Consider the following 15,020-nt stretch of genomic DNA (forward strand, 5'->3'; position numbering starts at 1 on the left):
AGAAGTCGATTTTAGTCGGACTAAGCTTGGGGGAATGTCCGATCCGGTGCTGGCCCCTGTAATGAACGGCCACGGTACCCCTTTCGTGGAACTCGACCGAGCGGACTGGGCAGCTCTCGCTCCGACCACTCTGCTGCCGCTGAAAGAGACCGAAATCGTGCAATTGCGCGGCATCGGTGAGCCGCTCGATATTAACGAGGTGACGGATGTCTACCTCCCGCTCAGTCGCCTGCTCAACCTCTACGCCGCGAATGCCCGCACCCTGCACCGTGCCACCAGCGGTTTTCTCGGCGAACGCGCTCGCCCGACTCCGTTTGTGATCGGCGTGGCCGGCTCGGTCGCGGTCGGCAAGTCGACCACCGCCCGGCTGCTCCGCGAGATGCTCGCTCGTTGGGACGATACCCCCCGGGTGGAACTTGTCACGACCGACGGTTTTCTGTTTCCCAACGCCGAACTGAACCGACGCGGCCTGATGGAACGCAAGGGATTTCCCGAGTCCTACGACCGGCGCGCGCTACTGCGGTTCGTTAGTGCGGTCAAGAGCGGCGCCCCGGAAGTGCGGTCACCGTTTTACTCGCACCTGAGCTACGACATCGTGCCCGACGCGCAGATCGTCGTGCGACAACCCGACATTCTTATCGTCGAGGGCCTCAACGTGCTGCAGCCTCCCGCCCCCGGGCACGGTCTCTCGGTCAGCGACCTGTTTGACTTCACCATTTACGTCGATGCTCGTACCCAGGACATTGCCCGCTGGTATGAGGAGCGATTTCTCAAGCTGCAGCGCGGGGCGTTTGCCAACCCCAACTCGTTTTTCCACCGCTACGCGACGCTCACCGAAGATGAAGCGCGCGGCAAGGCGCGCAGCATCTGGACCAGCATCAACCAGCCCAACCTGCTTCAGAACATCCGCCCCACCCGGTCGCGCGCGACCCTGGTACTGCGCAAAGACCCCACGCACGCCGTCTCCAAGGTGCTGCTGCGCAAGGTCTGACCCCGCGCACGGACTTGTTGTCTCTGGACGGGGCCTGGGCCCCGTCCCGTAGCACTAGAGGGGCAGGCGCTCCCGCACTACGTCGGCGAGGGAGTGCGCCAGGCGATCGGCGGTGGGCTGGTCTGCCGCTTCCACCATGACCCGAACCATTGGCTCGGTACCGGACGGGCGCAGCAGCACACGACCGGTGTCGCCGAGTTCGGCTTCAGCAGCGAGCACGGCTTGCGCGATGACGTCGTCGGCGCCGAGACCCGTGTGGTTGACACCACGCACGTTTACCAGAATCTGCGGGTATACCGTCATAACGGATGCCAGTTCGGCCAGCGTCTTACCGGTGCGCGCCATTTCGGCCACGAGGTGAAGCCCGGTAAGAATGCCGTCGCCCGTCGTGGCGTACTTGGTCATGATGACGTGACCGGACTGCTCGCCGCCGAGGGAATACCCGTGGGCATTGAGTTCCTCGAGCACATACCGGTCGCCTACCTTGGTCTGCACGACGGTGATGTCGTTGGCCGCCATGGCCTTGCGCAACCCGAGGTTGCTCATGACGGTCGCCACGAGCGTACGGTCTTTCAGCACTCCGCGTTCGGCCATCGACACGGCGAGAATCGCCATAATCTGGTCGCCGTCGACGATATTGCCGTCGCGGTCAACCGCGAGGCACCGGTCGGCGTCACCGTCATGGGCGATGCCAATGTCGGCACCGTGCTCGAGCACAGCCTTGGCGAGATTGTCGAGATGGGTCGAGCCCACGCCGTCGTTGATATTGAGACCGTCGGGGTCGGCCCCGATCACGGTGAGGCGAGCACCGGCATCCGTGAATACCTGCGGCGAGACGCCAGCAGCGGCGCCGTGGGCGCAGTCGAGCACGACGTGGATGCCGTCGAGGCGGTGCGGCAGCGTCGTGAGCAGGTGCACGACATAGCGGTCTTCGGCGTCAGCGAACCGACGGATGCGTCCAACGTCGCCGGCGATCGGCATCAGCGTGTCGCGACCGATGTAGGACTCGATGCGGTCCTCGACGTCGTCGGGAAGTTTGGTTCCGCCATAGGCGAAGATTTTGATGCCGTTATCGGGCGCCTCGTTGTGCGAGGCAGAAATCATTACACCAAAGTCGGCACCGATGTCGTTGATCAAAAACGCTGCGGCGGGCGTGGGGATGACCCCGGCATCGAGAACGTCGACACCGCTGGAGGCCAAGCCGGCCGACACGGCAGCATTGAGAAATTCACCGGAAATTCGCGGGTCACGGGCGACCACTGCGACGGGCCGGCGGCCCGCTTCGAGGCGTGCCTCGGCACGACGACCCTTGGTCAGCACTGCGGCGCTGGCCTGGGCAAGGCTCAGGGCCAGGCCAGCCGTGAGATCACGGTTGGCCAGGCCCCGAACGCCGTCCGTGCCGAACAGACGAGTCATATCGTCGTCGGCTTTCGGGCTAGCGCTTGCTGAACTGAGGCGCCTTACGGGCCTTCTTGAGTCCAGCCTTCTTGCGCTCCTTGACTCGAGCGTCGCGGCTCAGGAAGCCGTTCTTCTTGAGGATGGCGCGGTTGTTCTCTTCGTCGATCAGGTTCAGCGAGCGTGCAATGCCGAGGCGAAGCGCGCCGGCCTGGCCGGACGGGCCACCGCCGGTGATGCGGGCGATGACATCGTACGAGCCGAGCAGGTCAAGCACCTTGAACGGGTCGTTGATGAGCTGCTGGTGCAGCTTGTTCGGGAAGTAGTCGGCGAACTCGCGGCCGTTCACAACGATCGTTCCGGAGCCGGGGACAATGCGCACGCGGGCGATAGCCTGCTTGCGACGACCTACGGCTGCGCCGGGAACGTTGAGGACGGCGCGGGGCACCTTGGTTACGGTTTCGGCCGGAGTCTCGGTGGAGTAGCTCTCCGGAGCCTGGTCAATCTGGTCTGCGATCTTCGCCACGATGATGGGAATCCTTTTTATCTAAGAGTCGAGAAGTCTGGTTGCCGGCGCTACTGCGCGACCTGGCTGAGGGTGTACGGGGTGGGCTGCTGAGCGGAGTGCGGGTGCTCAGGGCCGGCGTAAACCTTCAGCTTGGTGAGCTGGGCGCGACCGAGCGAGTTCTTCGGCAGCATGCCGCGAATCGCTTTCTCAACCGCACGGGTCGGGTGCTTCTCGAGCATCTCGGAGTAGTTGGTCGCCGTGAGGCCGCCCGGGTAACCCGAGTGGCGGTACGCGATCTTCAGGTCGAGCTTCTTGCCGGTGAGGGCAACCTTCTCAGCGTTGACGATGATGACGAAGTCGCCACCATCCATGTGCGGGGAGAAGGTGGCCTTGTGCTTGCCGCGCAGCAGAATTGCCGCGTGGCTGGCCAGACGTCCGAGGACGATATCGGTGGCATCGATGACTACCCAGTCGTGCTGGAGTTCGCTTGCCTTGGGAGTGTAAGTGCGCGTCACTGTTGTGCTGCTTTCTTCTTTTTCGAACGGAGGTGTTCGTGAATCCCGCTCCGGGTGTGTTCTCGTGAGGAGAACACTGTCGATGGAGGGCTCACGTTCGGGTGCCGCGCTGCAACGCACAGACACCAAGGGTCAACGATAGTCGGCTCCGACCGCAGGCGCAACTTGGGCAGCCGTCGGCAGCGAGCGCCGGTTGCGCGTGTCGATGGCACGCTGTGCCAAGGAAGCGTCATCGGGGTAACCAACGTCGATGAGGGTGAGGCCGTGCGCCTGCATCACCTTGAACTCGCTGATGCGGTGTTTGTCGAAGTGCAGGTGGGCGAGGGTCTTACCGTCGAGGCGCCCCTCCCCTACTGCCACGCAGGCACCGACCATGGCGCGCACCATGCTGTGGCAGAAGGCATCCGCTTTGATGCTGGCAACGATCAGCCCATCGTCGTCGCGGTGCCAGCGAAAGTCCTGCACGGTTCGAATGGTCGTCGCGCCCGGGCGCGGCTTGCAGTAGGCGGCAAAGTCGTGCAGGCCCACCAGGGTCGCCGCTGCGGCATCCATCGCGGCGAGGTCCAGTTTAAACGGATGCCACGTCGTGCGCAGGCGCTGCTGCGGGTCGTGCAGGCCCAGGGGGTCGGCGATGCGGTATTCGTAGCGGCGCCACATGGCCGAGAACCGGGCGTCGAAGCCGCCGGGCACGACCGTAGCGCGGCGCAGCACGATGTCGGGCTTGGTGACGAGGATGCCACCAAGGCGACGCAGCACGGCGGTGCCGAGGTCGACCGGCGGGCGGTTTCCGGTGCCACGCTGGATGCGCACGAGGGAATGGGCCTGTTCGGCGGTGAGGTCGAAATGGGCGACCTGCCCACGGGCGTGCACCCCGGCATCCGTTCGTCCGGCAACGATGAGGGTGGGATGCGGAGGAAAGCTTTGCAGAATGCCGGCGAGCCCATTTTCGATGTCGGCCTGAACGGTGCGAAAGCCCGGCTGGCGGGCCCAACCGGTAAAATCGGTGCCATCGTAGGCGAGGTCAAGGCGGATGCGCGTGGAGCCGAGCGCTGCGTTCGCGGCGCGGGGCACGAAAAGATTCACGAGGGTAAGCCTAGGCGGCGCGCTCGGGTTATCGTTGAAACCGGCCCTTGGCCCACCCCCATAATGAGTGCCAGAGAAACCCCGTATTGTCCATGACTCGTTCCCCGCGCTCGTTCCCATTCACCGGGAGGACTCGGTCAACGACCCTGGCAATCGGTCCCGAGAACACACCCGTTCTAGGGCCGAAGAACGCGCCGCGCCCGGGTCGACTGGCCGGCCTCGACGGCCTGCGCGCCCTCGCCGTCATCGCCGTCGCGATCTATCACTTCTTCCCGTCGATACTGCCGGGTGGCTTCATCGGCGTCGACGTTTTCTTCGTCATCAGTGGTTTTCTGATCACCGGCCTGCTCGTCTCCGAGCACACCCGCACCGGGCGCATCTCCCTGCACCGGTTCTGGCAACGGCGTGCCCGCCGACTGGTACCCCCACTCATTCCGGTCGTCTTGATCAGCTGCACGATCGCCTTTATTATTGGCGGCGACGTGCTCGTGGGTCTCGGCGGCCAACTGCTCGGGGCCGGCACTTTCGGCTACAACTGGGTGTCGATCGCAACCGACGCAAGCTATTTCAGCCTCAACGAACCCGAACTGCTGCGTAACCTCTGGTCGCTTGCCGTAGAGGAGCAGTTTTACCTGGTCTGGCCGCTGCTTCTGCTCGCCGTCTTGTTGGTTCGCCGCCCTCGCGTGCGACTGGCCATCGTCACCACACTGTTCGTCGCCGCGGCCCTGTGGATGGGCCTGCTGTATCAGCCCGGCGCCGACCCTACCCGGGTGTACTACGGCTCGGACACGCACAGTTTCGGCTTGTTCGCGGGTGCCGCGCTCGCTCTGCTGCTGCGCCGCCCGAGCGGACAGCGCAACGAACTGCCCCGGTGGCGTCCGTGGCTTGGCTGCGGCGCCATTCTGGCGATCATCGCCCTCGCCCTCTGGCTGCCGGAAGACGGCACCGCAACCTATCGGGGTGGCCTCGTTGCGGTGAGCCTGGCCACGGCCGTCGTCATCTGGGCGGGAGTGCGCGGTGGCCGGTTCGGTCGGCTGCTCGACGCCGCCCCGCTGCGCTACCTCGGTGAGCGCTCCTATGGCATCTACCTGTGGCACTGGCCGGTGCTCGTGCTGGTGCAATTGCTCTGGCCGGCATCGTCCCCGGCTGGCAGTCTCCTGCCGATCGGTCTGCTCGCCACGGTCATTACCCTCGTCGTGGCCGGCGTGTCCTATCGCTGGCTGGAATTGCCGATCCGGCGGGTCGGCGTGCGCGGCAGCATCCGTCAAATCGGTGCACTGTGGACCGGGCCCACCCGCCGCCGCCGCCTGGTTGCAGCGACGGTCGCCCTATCACTGCTGCTGGTCGGCGGCACTACGGCCGCCGTCGTCGCCGCGCCGGCGCAGACCTCGGCGCAGCTGCGCATCGAACGGGGCCAGCGGGCAATGGATGCTGCGGCGCGGGCCGCCGCGCAGGCTGCGGCCACCGAGGCGGCCCGCCAGGCTGCAGCGGCCCCCTCCCTGACCGAGAGCCCGATCACGGCCATCGGCGACTCGGTCATGCTGGCCTCGGCTCCAGAATTGCAGGCCACTTTTACGGGTATGACCGTTGACGCGTCGGTCTCCCGTGGGATGTATTCCGCAGACGACATATTGGTGGCCCTCAAAGCGGCGCGCCAGTTACAGCCGATTGTGGTTATCGGCCTCGGCACCAACGGGCCGATCAAGACCGATGAACTCACCGAGATTCTGCGCATTCTCGGGCCCGACCGGCAGCTCGTGCTCGTGAACGCCTACGCCGAACGCGACTGGACCGCCGCCGTCAACGCCACGCTCGCCGATTTCGCTGCGGGCAATCGTCGGGTCGAGCTCGCGAACTGGCACGACACGATCGCGGGGCGACTCGACCTCCTGGCCGGCGATCACGTACACCCCGGGCCGACCGGCGGCCAGCTCTACGCCGATGAGGTGCATGCCGCGCTCAAGCGTCTCGCGGCTGTGCCGCCGCTGCCCGACAACAGCTGGCTGATGCGTGACCCCGACGCGCCCCGTTCGCCGCCGTACCGCTGAGAATCAGAACTCGAGCACGAAAGCGAGCTCCCGGTTGGTAGGGAAGAAGCCCATGCCCGTGTACAAACCGAGCGCGCCGGTCGGGCTGGCCGAGTCCACGTCGAGGGTCGCGCGCTCGTGTCCGGCGGCACGGCTGGCGGCCAACTGTCTCGCTAGCAGGGCCTGCGCTATATGGCGTCCGCGCCATCCGCTCAGCACGCCGACGAGGCCAATATAGCTACTGCGGTAGCCGGCCGCTGCCCAGTCCTGTTCGTTGACGCTCGACATGATGAAGCCGACGACGTGCTCACTGCCATCGGGTTCCGTTCCAAACGCGACGAACGAGAGCTCGTCGACGAAAGAGGGGCCGGTCACGTAGGTATTCCAACTTTCGTCGGGAATCGGCTGGCTCGACCAGTGGTCCATGAATGCCACGTCGCGCGCGGCGTGCACGGCATTGGACAGCTCCGACGTATAACCAGCCAAACGGATACCCTCGGCCAGCACGAACTCGCGAATCGGGTTGGCGAGGATGCGGTCGAGCGAGAGAAAGTATCTGGTGCAGACCAGGTCGAATCGTTCGTAGAGGCTGACGTTCTGCGGGGCACGCTCGTCAGAGAACGTGGAGATCCAGCCGGGCAGCAGCTTGTCTGACGTTGCCAGTTGTTGTTTACCGCGCGCTATCTGCCAGTTCAGCAGTTCGCGACCGATGCCGCGGCCGCGCATTTCGGGCAGCACCCCGCCGCCAAGGTTGGATTTCACCAGTGTCTCCTGCCCCGGTTGGAGCAGCACGAGGCCGTGCGCGACGAGGCGCCCATCGGTGTCAAGACCCACGAGGGTATCGACGTCAACGTCGACGAAGGAGAACGTGAACGCCTCGCTCACTTCTTCGCGCTCACGAACGTAGTTGGGGTGGTCGGCACGGCCGATCGCGATTTCGAGCTGCCAGATCGCGTCGATATCGGCGGCCGTTGCCGGGCGCCACACGGCGACATCAGCGTGCACGGGTGAGGGCAACTGGGCAGGCGCGGTCACACGCGCAGAGAGTGGGGTCGGGTGAACGGTCATGCTCCACCCTACCGACGCGTCGCCGGATCGGGCTAGAACGTGCGGGTGTACGCCATCTTGCGGTGGGTGGGCACGAATCCCATGCCGGTGTAAAGGCCGAGGGCCCCGGTGGGGCTGGCCGAGTCGACCGCGAGGGTCACCCGCTCATGCCCGAGAGCCTGCCCGGCGGCCAGCTGGGCGGCCAGCAGCGACTGCGCAATGTGGCGGCCGCGCCATCCGCTCAAAACACCGACCAGATCGATGTAACTGCCGGTGAACCCCTGCGTGGCCCAGACGTTCTCGTTCACGGTCGACAGCACGAAGCCGACAACCTGCTCCGCGCCGGATGCGTCGGTACCGTAGGCCACAAACGAGAGGTCCGGGCGAAACCACTGTCCGCCGACGAAGGCGTTCCAGTTCTCGTCACTCATCGGCTGGCTGCCCCAGTGGTCCATGAAGGCGTCGTCGCGGGCGGCGTGCACGTCGGACGAAACGGCGGGGGTATAGGCAGCAACGCGGATACCGTCAGCCGCGTCGACAACGCGCACCGGCGCATCCAGCGTTCGTTCGAGGGTGAGAAAGTAGCGCGCGAGGGTCAGGCCACCGCGCTCGAACAAGGCCGCGTTCTGCGGTGACCGTTCGTCGGCATAGGTGAGGACCCAACCGGGCAGGGTTTTGGTCGAGGAAGCGAGCTGCTGCTTCGCCCGGCCCAGCTGCCAGGCCAGCAGTTGGCGACCCACGCCCCGACCCCGAAGCGCCGGGTGCACCCCGCCGATCGGCATCGAGCGCACCAGAGTCACCTGTCGCGGGGGAAACATGACCATGCCGACGGCGATGATGCGGCCAACCTGATCGACACCAACGAGCGAGTCGAGCTCCGGATGAAAATGTGAGTAGCCGAAGTCGGCGGCGATCGCGCCCCGAGCCGTGAGGTAATTGGGGTGGTCGACTTCGCCCATGGCGCAGCGCAGCTGCCAGATACCGTCGATGTCGTCGCTGGTGGCCGCTCGCCACGTTGTGACGTCCGGGTGCACCGGAAGCACCGGAGCCGATGCGATGCCGATGCGCTCAGCCAGCGAAGTTACGCGGTGATCCATTTTTCAACCCTAACTTCGTCATGCGAGACGGACGGAGACACAAAAAGGGAGGACCAACATGTGTTGGCCCTCCCTTGCTGGTACTGCTACTTCTTGTCGGCCTCGTCGGCTGCTGCGTCTTCGGCAACAACGTCTTCGGCTACAACGTCTTCGGCAACGACGGTCTCGTCGACGACAACGTCGTCAGCAGTAACGTCGTCGACAACAACGTTCTCGGACCCGATGGGGGTCGCGGCAACGGTCGCTGTCTTGGAGCGCTTGACCTTGGGAACCAGGGGCTCGAGAACGAGCTCCATCTGCACCATGGAGGCGTTGTCGCCCTTGCGGAAACCGAGCTTGGTGATGCGGGTGTAACCGCCCTGACGCTCGTTGACCTGCGGGGCGATGACCGTGAAGAGCTCGTGCACGACGGTCTTGTCTGTGATCGTCGCGAGAACGCGACGACGCGCGTGCAGGTCGCCGCGCTTGGCAAACTGCACCATGCGCTCGGCGAGCGGACGCAGGCGCTTGGCCCGGGTCTCGGTCGTCTTGATCGACTTGTGGGTGAACAGGGCCGCGGCCAGGTTCGCAAGCATGAGGCGCTCGTGCGCCGGGCCGCCACCGAGACGGGGGCCCTTTGTGGGCTTAGGCATTGGTAATCTCCAGTATCAAAAAATCGAAAGGCAGCGTTGAAGCGCGAGCCTTAGATGGTCTCTTCTTCGTAGCCGCTATAGAAGTGCGCGCCATCGAATCCGGGAACCGAATCCTTCAGGGACAGGCCGAGCTCAACGAGCTTGTCCTTCACTTCATCAACCGACTTCTGCCCGAAGTTGCGGATGTTCATCAGCTGGGTCTCCGAGAGGGCGACCAGTTCGCTGACGTTGTTGATGCCTTCGCGCTTGAGGCAGTTGTACGAGCGCACCGACAGGTCGAGGTCTTCGATCGGAACCGACAACTCGGTCGAGAGCACAGCGTCAACCGGCGCGGGGCCGATCTCGATGCCCTCAGCGGCGGTGTTGAGCTCCCGAGCCAGACCGAACAGCTCGGTCAGGGTTCGACCGGAGGATGCGATGGCGTCGCGGGGCGAGATAGCCGACTTGGTCTCCACGTCAACGACGAGGCGGTCGAAGTCAGTGCGCTCACCGGCACGAGTTGCCTCGACGCGGTAGGTCACCTTGAGCACGGGCGAGTAGATCGAGTCGACGGGAATCTGGCCGGCTTCGGAAAACTCGTTACGGTTCTGGGTGCTGGAGACGTAACCACGGCCACGCTCAATGGTCAGTTCGAGTTCGAACTTCGCCTTGTCGTTGAGGGTTGCGATAACCAGTTCCGGGTTGTGCACCTCGACGCCGGCCGGAGCCGAGATGTCAGCGGCGGTAACCTGGCCGGCTCCCTGCTTGCGCAGGTAGGCGGTGATGGGCTCGTCGTGCTCGCTCGAGACGACGAGGCCCTTGATGTTCAGGATGATCTCGGTGACATCTTCCTTCACACCGGGAACGGTGCTGAACTCGTGCAGCACGCCATCGATACGGATGCTGGTTACAGCAGCGCCCGGGATCGACGAGAGCAGAGTACGGCGAAGCGAGTTGCCGAGGGTGTAGCCGAAGCCAGGTTCGAGCGGCTCAATGATAAACCGTGAACGGAACTCCGAGATGTTCTCTTCGGTGAGCGTTGGACGCTGTGCAATAAGCACTGTTGATTCCTTTCGGCTAAGTGTCCGCTATATGACACTTGCAATGACGAGAGAGTGAAAAGTGAAAGAAAAGAGTTCCGACGGGCCCGGCTACAGCCGAGCCCGTCGAGATGACAGCGTGTGCTTTAGACGCGGCGGCGCTTCGGCGGACGGCATCCGTTGTGAGCCTGGGGCGTCACGTCGTTGATCGAACCGACCTCGAGGCCAGCGGCCTGCAGTGAACGGATCGCGGTCTCGCGGCCTGAACCGGGTCCCTTGACGAAGACGTCAACCTTCTTCATGCCGTGTTCCTGCGCCTGGCGGGCGGCCGACTCGGCGGCCAACTGTGCGGCGAAAGGGGTCGACTTGCGCGAACCCTTGAAACCTACTTGGCCCGACGAGGCCCAGCTGATGACGGCTCCGGTCGTGTCGGTGATCGACACGATCGTGTTGTTGAAGGTGCTCTTGATGTGGGCCTGGCCCACAGCAACGTTCTTCTTTTCTTTCTTACGCGGCTTCCGTACGGCCGACTTGGGTTGTGCCATGAATTTCTCCTGAATCCTAAAGGCGTTAGCGGGCTAGGCCGGGGGCCTAGCGCGCCTTCTTCTTGCCGGCTACGGTGCGCTTCGGGCCCTTGCGGGTGCGAGCGTTGGTCTTGGTGCGCTGACCGCGAACGGGCAGGCCCTTGCGGTGGCGAATGCCCTCGTAGCTGCCAATTTCAACCTTGCGGCGGATGTCAGCGGCAACCTCACGGCGGAGGTCACCCTCAACCTTGAAGGTACCCTCGACGTAGTCGCGGAGAAGGACGAGTTGGTCGTCGCTCAAATCCTTGACGCGGATGTTTCCGTCGATTCCAGTGTCGGCGAGGGTCTTGAGGGCCCTCGTACGGCCAACACCGTAAATGTAAGTCAATGCAACTTCCACGCGCTTATCGCGCGGGATGTCGACGCCGGCTAGACGTGCCATTGTGTCTCCTGTTAGTGATGGAGGTCTGTAACAGCTCCTGTACATCGGCCTCCAGCCGATGGTGTCACCCCGAAGGGCTCCCGGAACTGCTATCTATATCTATTACTGCAGGTAAATCTCGAAGCGACGAGTCGCGACGCGATTTAACCCTGGCGCTGCTTGTGACGCGGGTTCTCGCAGATGACCATCACGTTGCCGTTACGGCGGATGACCTTGCACTTGTCACAGATCTTTTTGACGCTGGGCTTGACCTTCATGGTAATTCCTTGTTTTTTCGCTGTCTTCGTACCCTCGGGATGCCGAGGGCCGTTACTTACAGCAGCCGTTACTTGTAGCGGTAGACGATCCGGCCACGGGTCAGATCGTAAGGACTCAACTCAACGATCACGCGGTCCTCCGGGAGGATGCGGATGTAGTGCTGACGCATCTTGCCCGAGATGTGGGCAAGAACTCGGTGGCCGTTTGACAGCTCAACGCGAAACATCGCGTTGGGCAGAGCTTCGACTACTGCGCCTTCGATTTCGATGACACCGTCTTTTTTGGCCATACCCTCACTGTCGCTCTGTATTGATTGCTGGTCATGCGGATTGATGTACGGACACGCCCGAAAAAGGCGACACCAGACACCAAGGATCAATCTTATGGTATGAGATTGCCTTTTGGCAATTCAGTCCTATAATCGCCCCGGACGCATGGATTGACGTTGCCCATCCGCGGTTCCGGTGCTGCTAGGGAATTGGAACGGGAACGATGCCGAATTGGGCGAGACCGGCGGCCCCACCATCGTCGGCGGTGAGCACCCAGATGCCGTCCTCGTGCACGGCAACGCTGTGTTCCCAGTGGGCGGCGGCCCGGCCATCGCTCGTGGCGACGGTCCAGTTGTCTTCGCGGGTGTAGGTGTCGATCGAGCCGAGAACGACCATCGGCTCGATGGCTACGACAAGTCCCGGCTTGACAGAAGGCCCCTTCTGGCGCACGCGGTAGTTGAACACGGGCGGGTCTTCGTGCATGGACCGGCCGATGCCGTGGCCGACATAGTCCGTCAGTATGCCGTAGCTGCCCTGCGACTCCACATAGTCCTCGATGGCTTCGCCGACCTCGTTCAGGTGACGGGCGGTGTGCAGACGGGCGATGCCGTGCCACAGCGACTGCTCGGTCACGTCGGAAAGCTTCTGGCGTTCGGCCACGAGCTCGGGGCGCGTCGCGTCGGGCAGCACGAAGCTGAAGGCGGCGTCGCCGTTCCAACCCTCGATGATCGCGCCGCTGTCGATCGACACGATGTCACCGGCGCCGAGGCGGCGCGCGGACGGGATGCCGTGCACGACGTCGTCGTTCACCGACGCGCACACGGTGTGGTGGTATCCCTGTTCAAGCTTGAAGTTGGGCTTGCCACCGAGCGCGACGATCGCAGCCTCGGCCGCAGCATCGATGTCGAGGGTGGTGGCGCCGACGACCAGGGCCGCGCGGGCAGCCGTGAGCGATGCCGCGGTGGCCAGACCGGGCGCGACCATAAGGCGCAGCTGGGCCGGATTCTTGTACATGGAACGACGAAGACTCACTGATTTTCCTACAAACTAGCTCCGAACCGGGGAGCGATATTTTATGTATTGGTTGTTCACATGATGATGGGCCGGGCCGAAAGGCCCGGCCCGAAACGGTCAAAGCGGCTCAGAAAAACCGGTTCAGAGCGTGGTCGTGCTGGCGCGCAGGCCGCGTTCGGCCAGCGCGGCCAGGATGCGTTCGGTGACGACCTCGACGGCGCCGAGGCCGTCGATCGTGACGACGAGGCCGCGGGCGCTGTACACATCGATCAGCGGAGCGGTCTGCTCGGCGTAGACGTCAAGCCGGTGACGGATGACGTCGGCCGTGTCGTCCGCGCGCCCTTGCTCGGCGGCACGCTTGAGCAGCCGGGTGACCACCTCGTCGGTGTCGGCGGTGATCAGCACGACAACGTCGAGCTGGGTCCCTTCGGCGTCCAGGAGACGGTCGAGCTCCTCGACCTGATCGGTCGTGCGCGGGTAGCCGTCGAGCAGAAAGCCGCTGGCAGCATCCGCTTCCTTCAGTCGGTCTGCAACGATCGCGTTGGTGAGGGTATCTGGCACGTAGGCACCAGCATCCATGAACGACTTGACCTCGAGTCCGAGCGGGGTCTCGTTGGTCACGTTGTATCGAAAAATGTCCCCGGTGGAGACGGCAGGAACACCGAAAGCAAGAGCGAGGCGTTCGGCCTGGGTACCCTTGCCAGCGCCGGGCGGGCCGATCAACAGTAAACGCGTCATTTAAGAAGCCCCTCATAGTGTCGCTGTTGCAGTTGCGAGTCAATCTGCTTAACCGTCTCGAGCCCCACGCCGACGATGATGAGAATGCTCGCGCCGCCGAACGGGAAGTTCTGATCGGCACCGACAACGGAGAATGCGACGAGCGGAATCAGTGCGATCAGGCCCAGATAGAGCGAGCCGGGAAGGGTGATGCGCGTCAACACGAAGTCGAGGTACTCGGCGGTCGGGCGGCCGGCGCGAATGCCGGGAATGAATCCGCCGTACTTCTTCATGTTGTCGGCGACTTCTTCGGGGTTGAACGTGATGGCCACGTAGAAGTAGGTGAAGCCGATGATCAGCAGGAAATACATTGCCATGTACAGCGGCTGATCGCCACCGGTGAGGTTCTGCGAGATCCACACCACCCAGGCCGGGGCTTCAGCGCCCGCTGCCGGTTGGTTGAACTGCGCGAGCAGGGCCGGCAAATACAACAGCGAGGAGGCGAAGATCACGGGAATCACGCCGGCCATGTTGACCTTGATCGGAATGTACGTGTTGTTGCCGCCGTAGGTTCGGCGTCCAACCATGCGTTTGGCGTACTGCACGGGAATTCTTCGTTGCGATTGCTCCACGAAGACGACGCCGGCGACCACCAGGATGCCGACGATCAGCACAATGATGAGGGTATCTGCTCCCTGCTGCTGGCCGATAGCGCTGAGCGAGCCGGGAAACAGTGCCGCGATCGAGATGAAGATCATGAGCGACATGCCGTTGCCGACGCCGCGCTCGGTGACGAGCTCACCCATCCACATGATGACGCCGGTGCCGGCGGTCATCGTGATGACCATGAGCATGATGGCGTACCAGGCGTCGTTGGTGATCAGCTGCGTGCATTCGGTGCTGGCGGATGTGCCGAAAAGGGCGCCGCTACGGGCCACCGTGATGAGCGTGGTCGACTGCAAAATGCCCAGGGCGATCGTCAGGTAGCGGGTGTACTGGGTCAAGGTGCTCTGGCCCGAGGCACCTTCTTTATACAGGGTGTCAAAGTGCGGGATGACCACGCGCAGCAACTGCACGATGATCGAGGCCGTGATGTACGGCATAATTCCCAATGCGAAGACGCTCAACTGGAGCAGAGCGCCACCACTGAAGAGGTTGACGAGCTCGTAGAGGCCGCTCGTGCCCTGGTTGGCTGCAAGACACAGCTGCACGTTGGCGAAGTCCACGAATGGGGTCGGAACAAACGAGCCCAAGCGGAACAGAGCAATGATGCCCAGGGTGAAGCCGATCTTCTTGCGAAGGTCGGGTGTGCGGAAGATCCGCGCAATGGCGCTAAACAAAAAGGCCTCCAGATTTTTACGCAGATCGACAGTGCAGATCGATATAGAGCGGCAACTCGACTTAAAACGATCGAGCTTGTCGAATCACACCAAACGATTTACTCGATTGACGGATTCGACAAGCTCGACTGAGCGTCTACGG

Annotated in this window: 17 protein-coding genes; 2 read left to right on the forward strand and 15 right to left on the reverse strand. The window is 63.5% G+C overall.

Annotated elements, in window-relative coordinates; all coding sequences use genetic code 11:
• The first annotated feature begins 34 nt into the window (after positions 1-34).
• Positions 35-991 carry a type I pantothenate kinase gene (gene coaA, locus E3T51_RS09495; protein ID WP_104193370.1) on the forward strand — a complete coding sequence of 319 codons (957 nt, stop codon included), beginning with the start codon at positions 35-37 and terminating at the stop codon, positions 989-991.
• 54 nt (positions 992-1,045) lie between these two features.
• Here coaA and glmM read toward each other — a convergent pair whose 3' ends face one another.
• The 4 genes from glmM to truA form a co-directional block, all read right to left on the reverse strand.
• Complete coding sequence (gene glmM, locus E3T51_RS09500) at positions 1,046-2,407, reverse strand: phosphoglucosamine mutase (protein ID WP_104193371.1); 1,362 nt, start codon at positions 2,405-2,407, stop codon at positions 1,046-1,048.
• Between the two features lie 19 nt (positions 2,408-2,426).
• The gene (gene rpsI / locus E3T51_RS09505; protein WP_104193372.1) at positions 2,427-2,912 is read right to left on the reverse strand and encodes a 30S ribosomal protein S9; all 486 of its coding nucleotides are present in this window, start codon (positions 2,910-2,912) and stop codon (positions 2,427-2,429) included.
• A gap of 50 nt (positions 2,913-2,962) precedes the next feature.
• Positions 2,963-3,409 carry a 50S ribosomal protein L13 gene (gene rplM, locus E3T51_RS09510; protein ID WP_104083755.1) on the reverse strand — a complete coding sequence of 149 codons (447 nt, stop codon included), beginning with the start codon at positions 3,407-3,409 and terminating at the stop codon, positions 2,963-2,965.
• Between the two features lie 132 nt (positions 3,410-3,541).
• Positions 3,542-4,492, reverse strand: coding sequence for a tRNA pseudouridine(38-40) synthase TruA (truA, locus tag E3T51_RS09515; RefSeq protein WP_241989248.1), 951 nt, complete (start codon positions 4,490-4,492; stop codon positions 3,542-3,544).
• Between the two features lie 92 nt (positions 4,493-4,584).
• On the opposite strand from truA, the gene E3T51_RS09520 reads away from it, so the two are divergent.
• Positions 4,585-6,540, forward strand: a complete 1,956-nt coding sequence (locus tag E3T51_RS09520; RefSeq protein WP_134529640.1) for an acyltransferase family protein — start codon at positions 4,585-4,587, stop codon at positions 6,538-6,540.
• A gap of 3 nt (positions 6,541-6,543) precedes the next feature.
• Here E3T51_RS09520 and E3T51_RS09525 read toward each other — a convergent pair whose 3' ends face one another.
• From E3T51_RS09525 to secY, 11 genes are all read right to left on the reverse strand, one after another.
• On the reverse strand, positions 6,544-7,587 hold the full coding sequence (locus tag E3T51_RS09525; protein WP_134529641.1) for a GNAT family N-acetyltransferase: 1,044 nt from the start codon (positions 7,585-7,587) through the stop codon (positions 6,544-6,546).
• A 32-nt stretch (positions 7,588-7,619) separates the two neighbouring features.
• The gene (locus E3T51_RS09530) at positions 7,620-8,663 is read right to left on the reverse strand and encodes a GNAT family N-acetyltransferase (protein ID WP_134529642.1); all 1,044 of its coding nucleotides are present in this window, start codon (positions 8,661-8,663) and stop codon (positions 7,620-7,622) included.
• Positions 8,664-8,749: 86 nt separating this feature from the next.
• Positions 8,750-9,295 carry a 50S ribosomal protein L17 gene (gene rplQ / locus E3T51_RS09535; RefSeq protein ID WP_134529643.1) on the reverse strand — a complete coding sequence of 182 codons (546 nt, stop codon included), beginning with the start codon at positions 9,293-9,295 and terminating at the stop codon, positions 8,750-8,752.
• A gap of 50 nt (positions 9,296-9,345) precedes the next feature.
• Positions 9,346-10,335: a DNA-directed RNA polymerase subunit alpha gene (locus E3T51_RS09540; RefSeq protein WP_104193385.1), complete on the reverse strand. Its 990-nt coding sequence runs from the start codon at positions 10,333-10,335 to the stop codon at positions 9,346-9,348.
• A gap of 125 nt (positions 10,336-10,460) precedes the next feature.
• On the reverse strand, positions 10,461-10,859 hold the full coding sequence (rpsK, locus tag E3T51_RS09545; RefSeq protein WP_092107270.1) for a 30S ribosomal protein S11: 399 nt from the start codon (positions 10,857-10,859) through the stop codon (positions 10,461-10,463).
• Between the two features lie 46 nt (positions 10,860-10,905).
• Positions 10,906-11,280, reverse strand: a complete 375-nt coding sequence (gene rpsM / locus E3T51_RS09550; protein ID WP_092449488.1) for a 30S ribosomal protein S13 — start codon at positions 11,278-11,280, stop codon at positions 10,906-10,908.
• A gap of 143 nt (positions 11,281-11,423) precedes the next feature.
• Entirely contained in the window at positions 11,424-11,537 is a 114-nt protein-coding gene (rpmJ, locus tag E3T51_RS09555; protein ID WP_035834639.1) for a 50S ribosomal protein L36, read from the reverse strand.
• Positions 11,538-11,605: 68 nt separating this feature from the next.
• Positions 11,606-11,827: a translation initiation factor IF-1 gene (gene infA / locus E3T51_RS09560; RefSeq protein ID WP_035834638.1), complete on the reverse strand. Its 222-nt coding sequence runs from the start codon at positions 11,825-11,827 to the stop codon at positions 11,606-11,608.
• A gap of 181 nt (positions 11,828-12,008) precedes the next feature.
• Positions 12,009-12,791 (reverse strand): type I methionyl aminopeptidase, encoded by a 783-nt coding sequence (map, locus tag E3T51_RS09565; RefSeq protein WP_134529815.1) that lies wholly within the window; start codon positions 12,789-12,791, stop codon positions 12,009-12,011.
• A 171-nt stretch (positions 12,792-12,962) separates the two neighbouring features.
• Entirely contained in the window at positions 12,963-13,559 is a 597-nt protein-coding gene (locus tag E3T51_RS09570; protein WP_134529644.1) for an adenylate kinase, read from the reverse strand.
• A complete protein-coding gene (gene secY / locus E3T51_RS09575; RefSeq protein ID WP_134529645.1) occupies positions 13,556-14,878 on the reverse strand; it encodes a preprotein translocase subunit SecY in 1,323 nt (440 codons plus the stop codon). Before secY ends, E3T51_RS09570 begins: the two co-directional genes overlap by 4 nt.
• Between the last annotated feature and the right edge of the window lie 142 nt (positions 14,879-15,020).

The sequence above is a fragment of the Cryobacterium serini genome, from assembly GCF_004404025.1.
GTDB classification, from domain to species: domain Bacteria; phylum Actinomycetota; class Actinomycetes; order Actinomycetales; family Microbacteriaceae; genus Cryobacterium; species Cryobacterium serini.

Coding starts and splice junctions, on each gene's coding strand:
- rplQ (WP_134529643.1), bottom strand. CDS start 9,295: ATGCCTAAGCCCACAAAGGGCCCCCGTCTCGGTGGCGGCCCGGCGCAC.
- rpmJ (WP_035834639.1), bottom strand. CDS start 11,537: ATGAAGGTCAAGCCCAGCGTCAAAAAGATCTGTGACAAGTGCAAGGTC.
- rpsK (WP_092107270.1), bottom strand. CDS start 10,859: ATGGCACAACCCAAGTCGGCCGTACGGAAGCCGCGTAAGAAAGAAAAG.
- coaA (WP_104193370.1), top strand. CDS start 35: ATGTCCGATCCGGTGCTGGCCCCTGTAATGAACGGCCACGGTACCCCT.
- rpsM (WP_092449488.1), bottom strand. CDS start 11,280: ATGGCACGTCTAGCCGGCGTCGACATCCCGCGCGATAAGCGCGTGGAA.
- E3T51_RS09570 (WP_134529644.1), bottom strand. CDS start 13,559: ATGACGCGTTTACTGTTGATCGGCCCGCCCGGCGCTGGCAAGGGTACC.
- E3T51_RS09530 (WP_134529642.1), bottom strand. CDS start 8,663: ATGGATCACCGCGTAACTTCGCTGGCTGAGCGCATCGGCATCGCATCG.
- infA (WP_035834638.1), bottom strand. CDS start 11,827: ATGGCCAAAAAAGACGGTGTCATCGAAATCGAAGGCGCAGTAGTCGAA.
- map (WP_134529815.1), bottom strand. CDS start 12,791: ATGGTCGCGCCCGGTCTGGCCACCGCGGCATCGCTCACGGCTGCCCGC.
- E3T51_RS09520 (WP_134529640.1), top strand. CDS start 4,585: ATGACTCGTTCCCCGCGCTCGTTCCCATTCACCGGGAGGACTCGGTCA.
- glmM (WP_104193371.1), bottom strand. CDS start 2,407: ATGACTCGTCTGTTCGGCACGGACGGCGTTCGGGGCCTGGCCAACCGT.
- E3T51_RS09525 (WP_134529641.1), bottom strand. CDS start 7,587: ATGACCGTTCACCCGACCCCACTCTCTGCGCGTGTGACCGCGCCTGCC.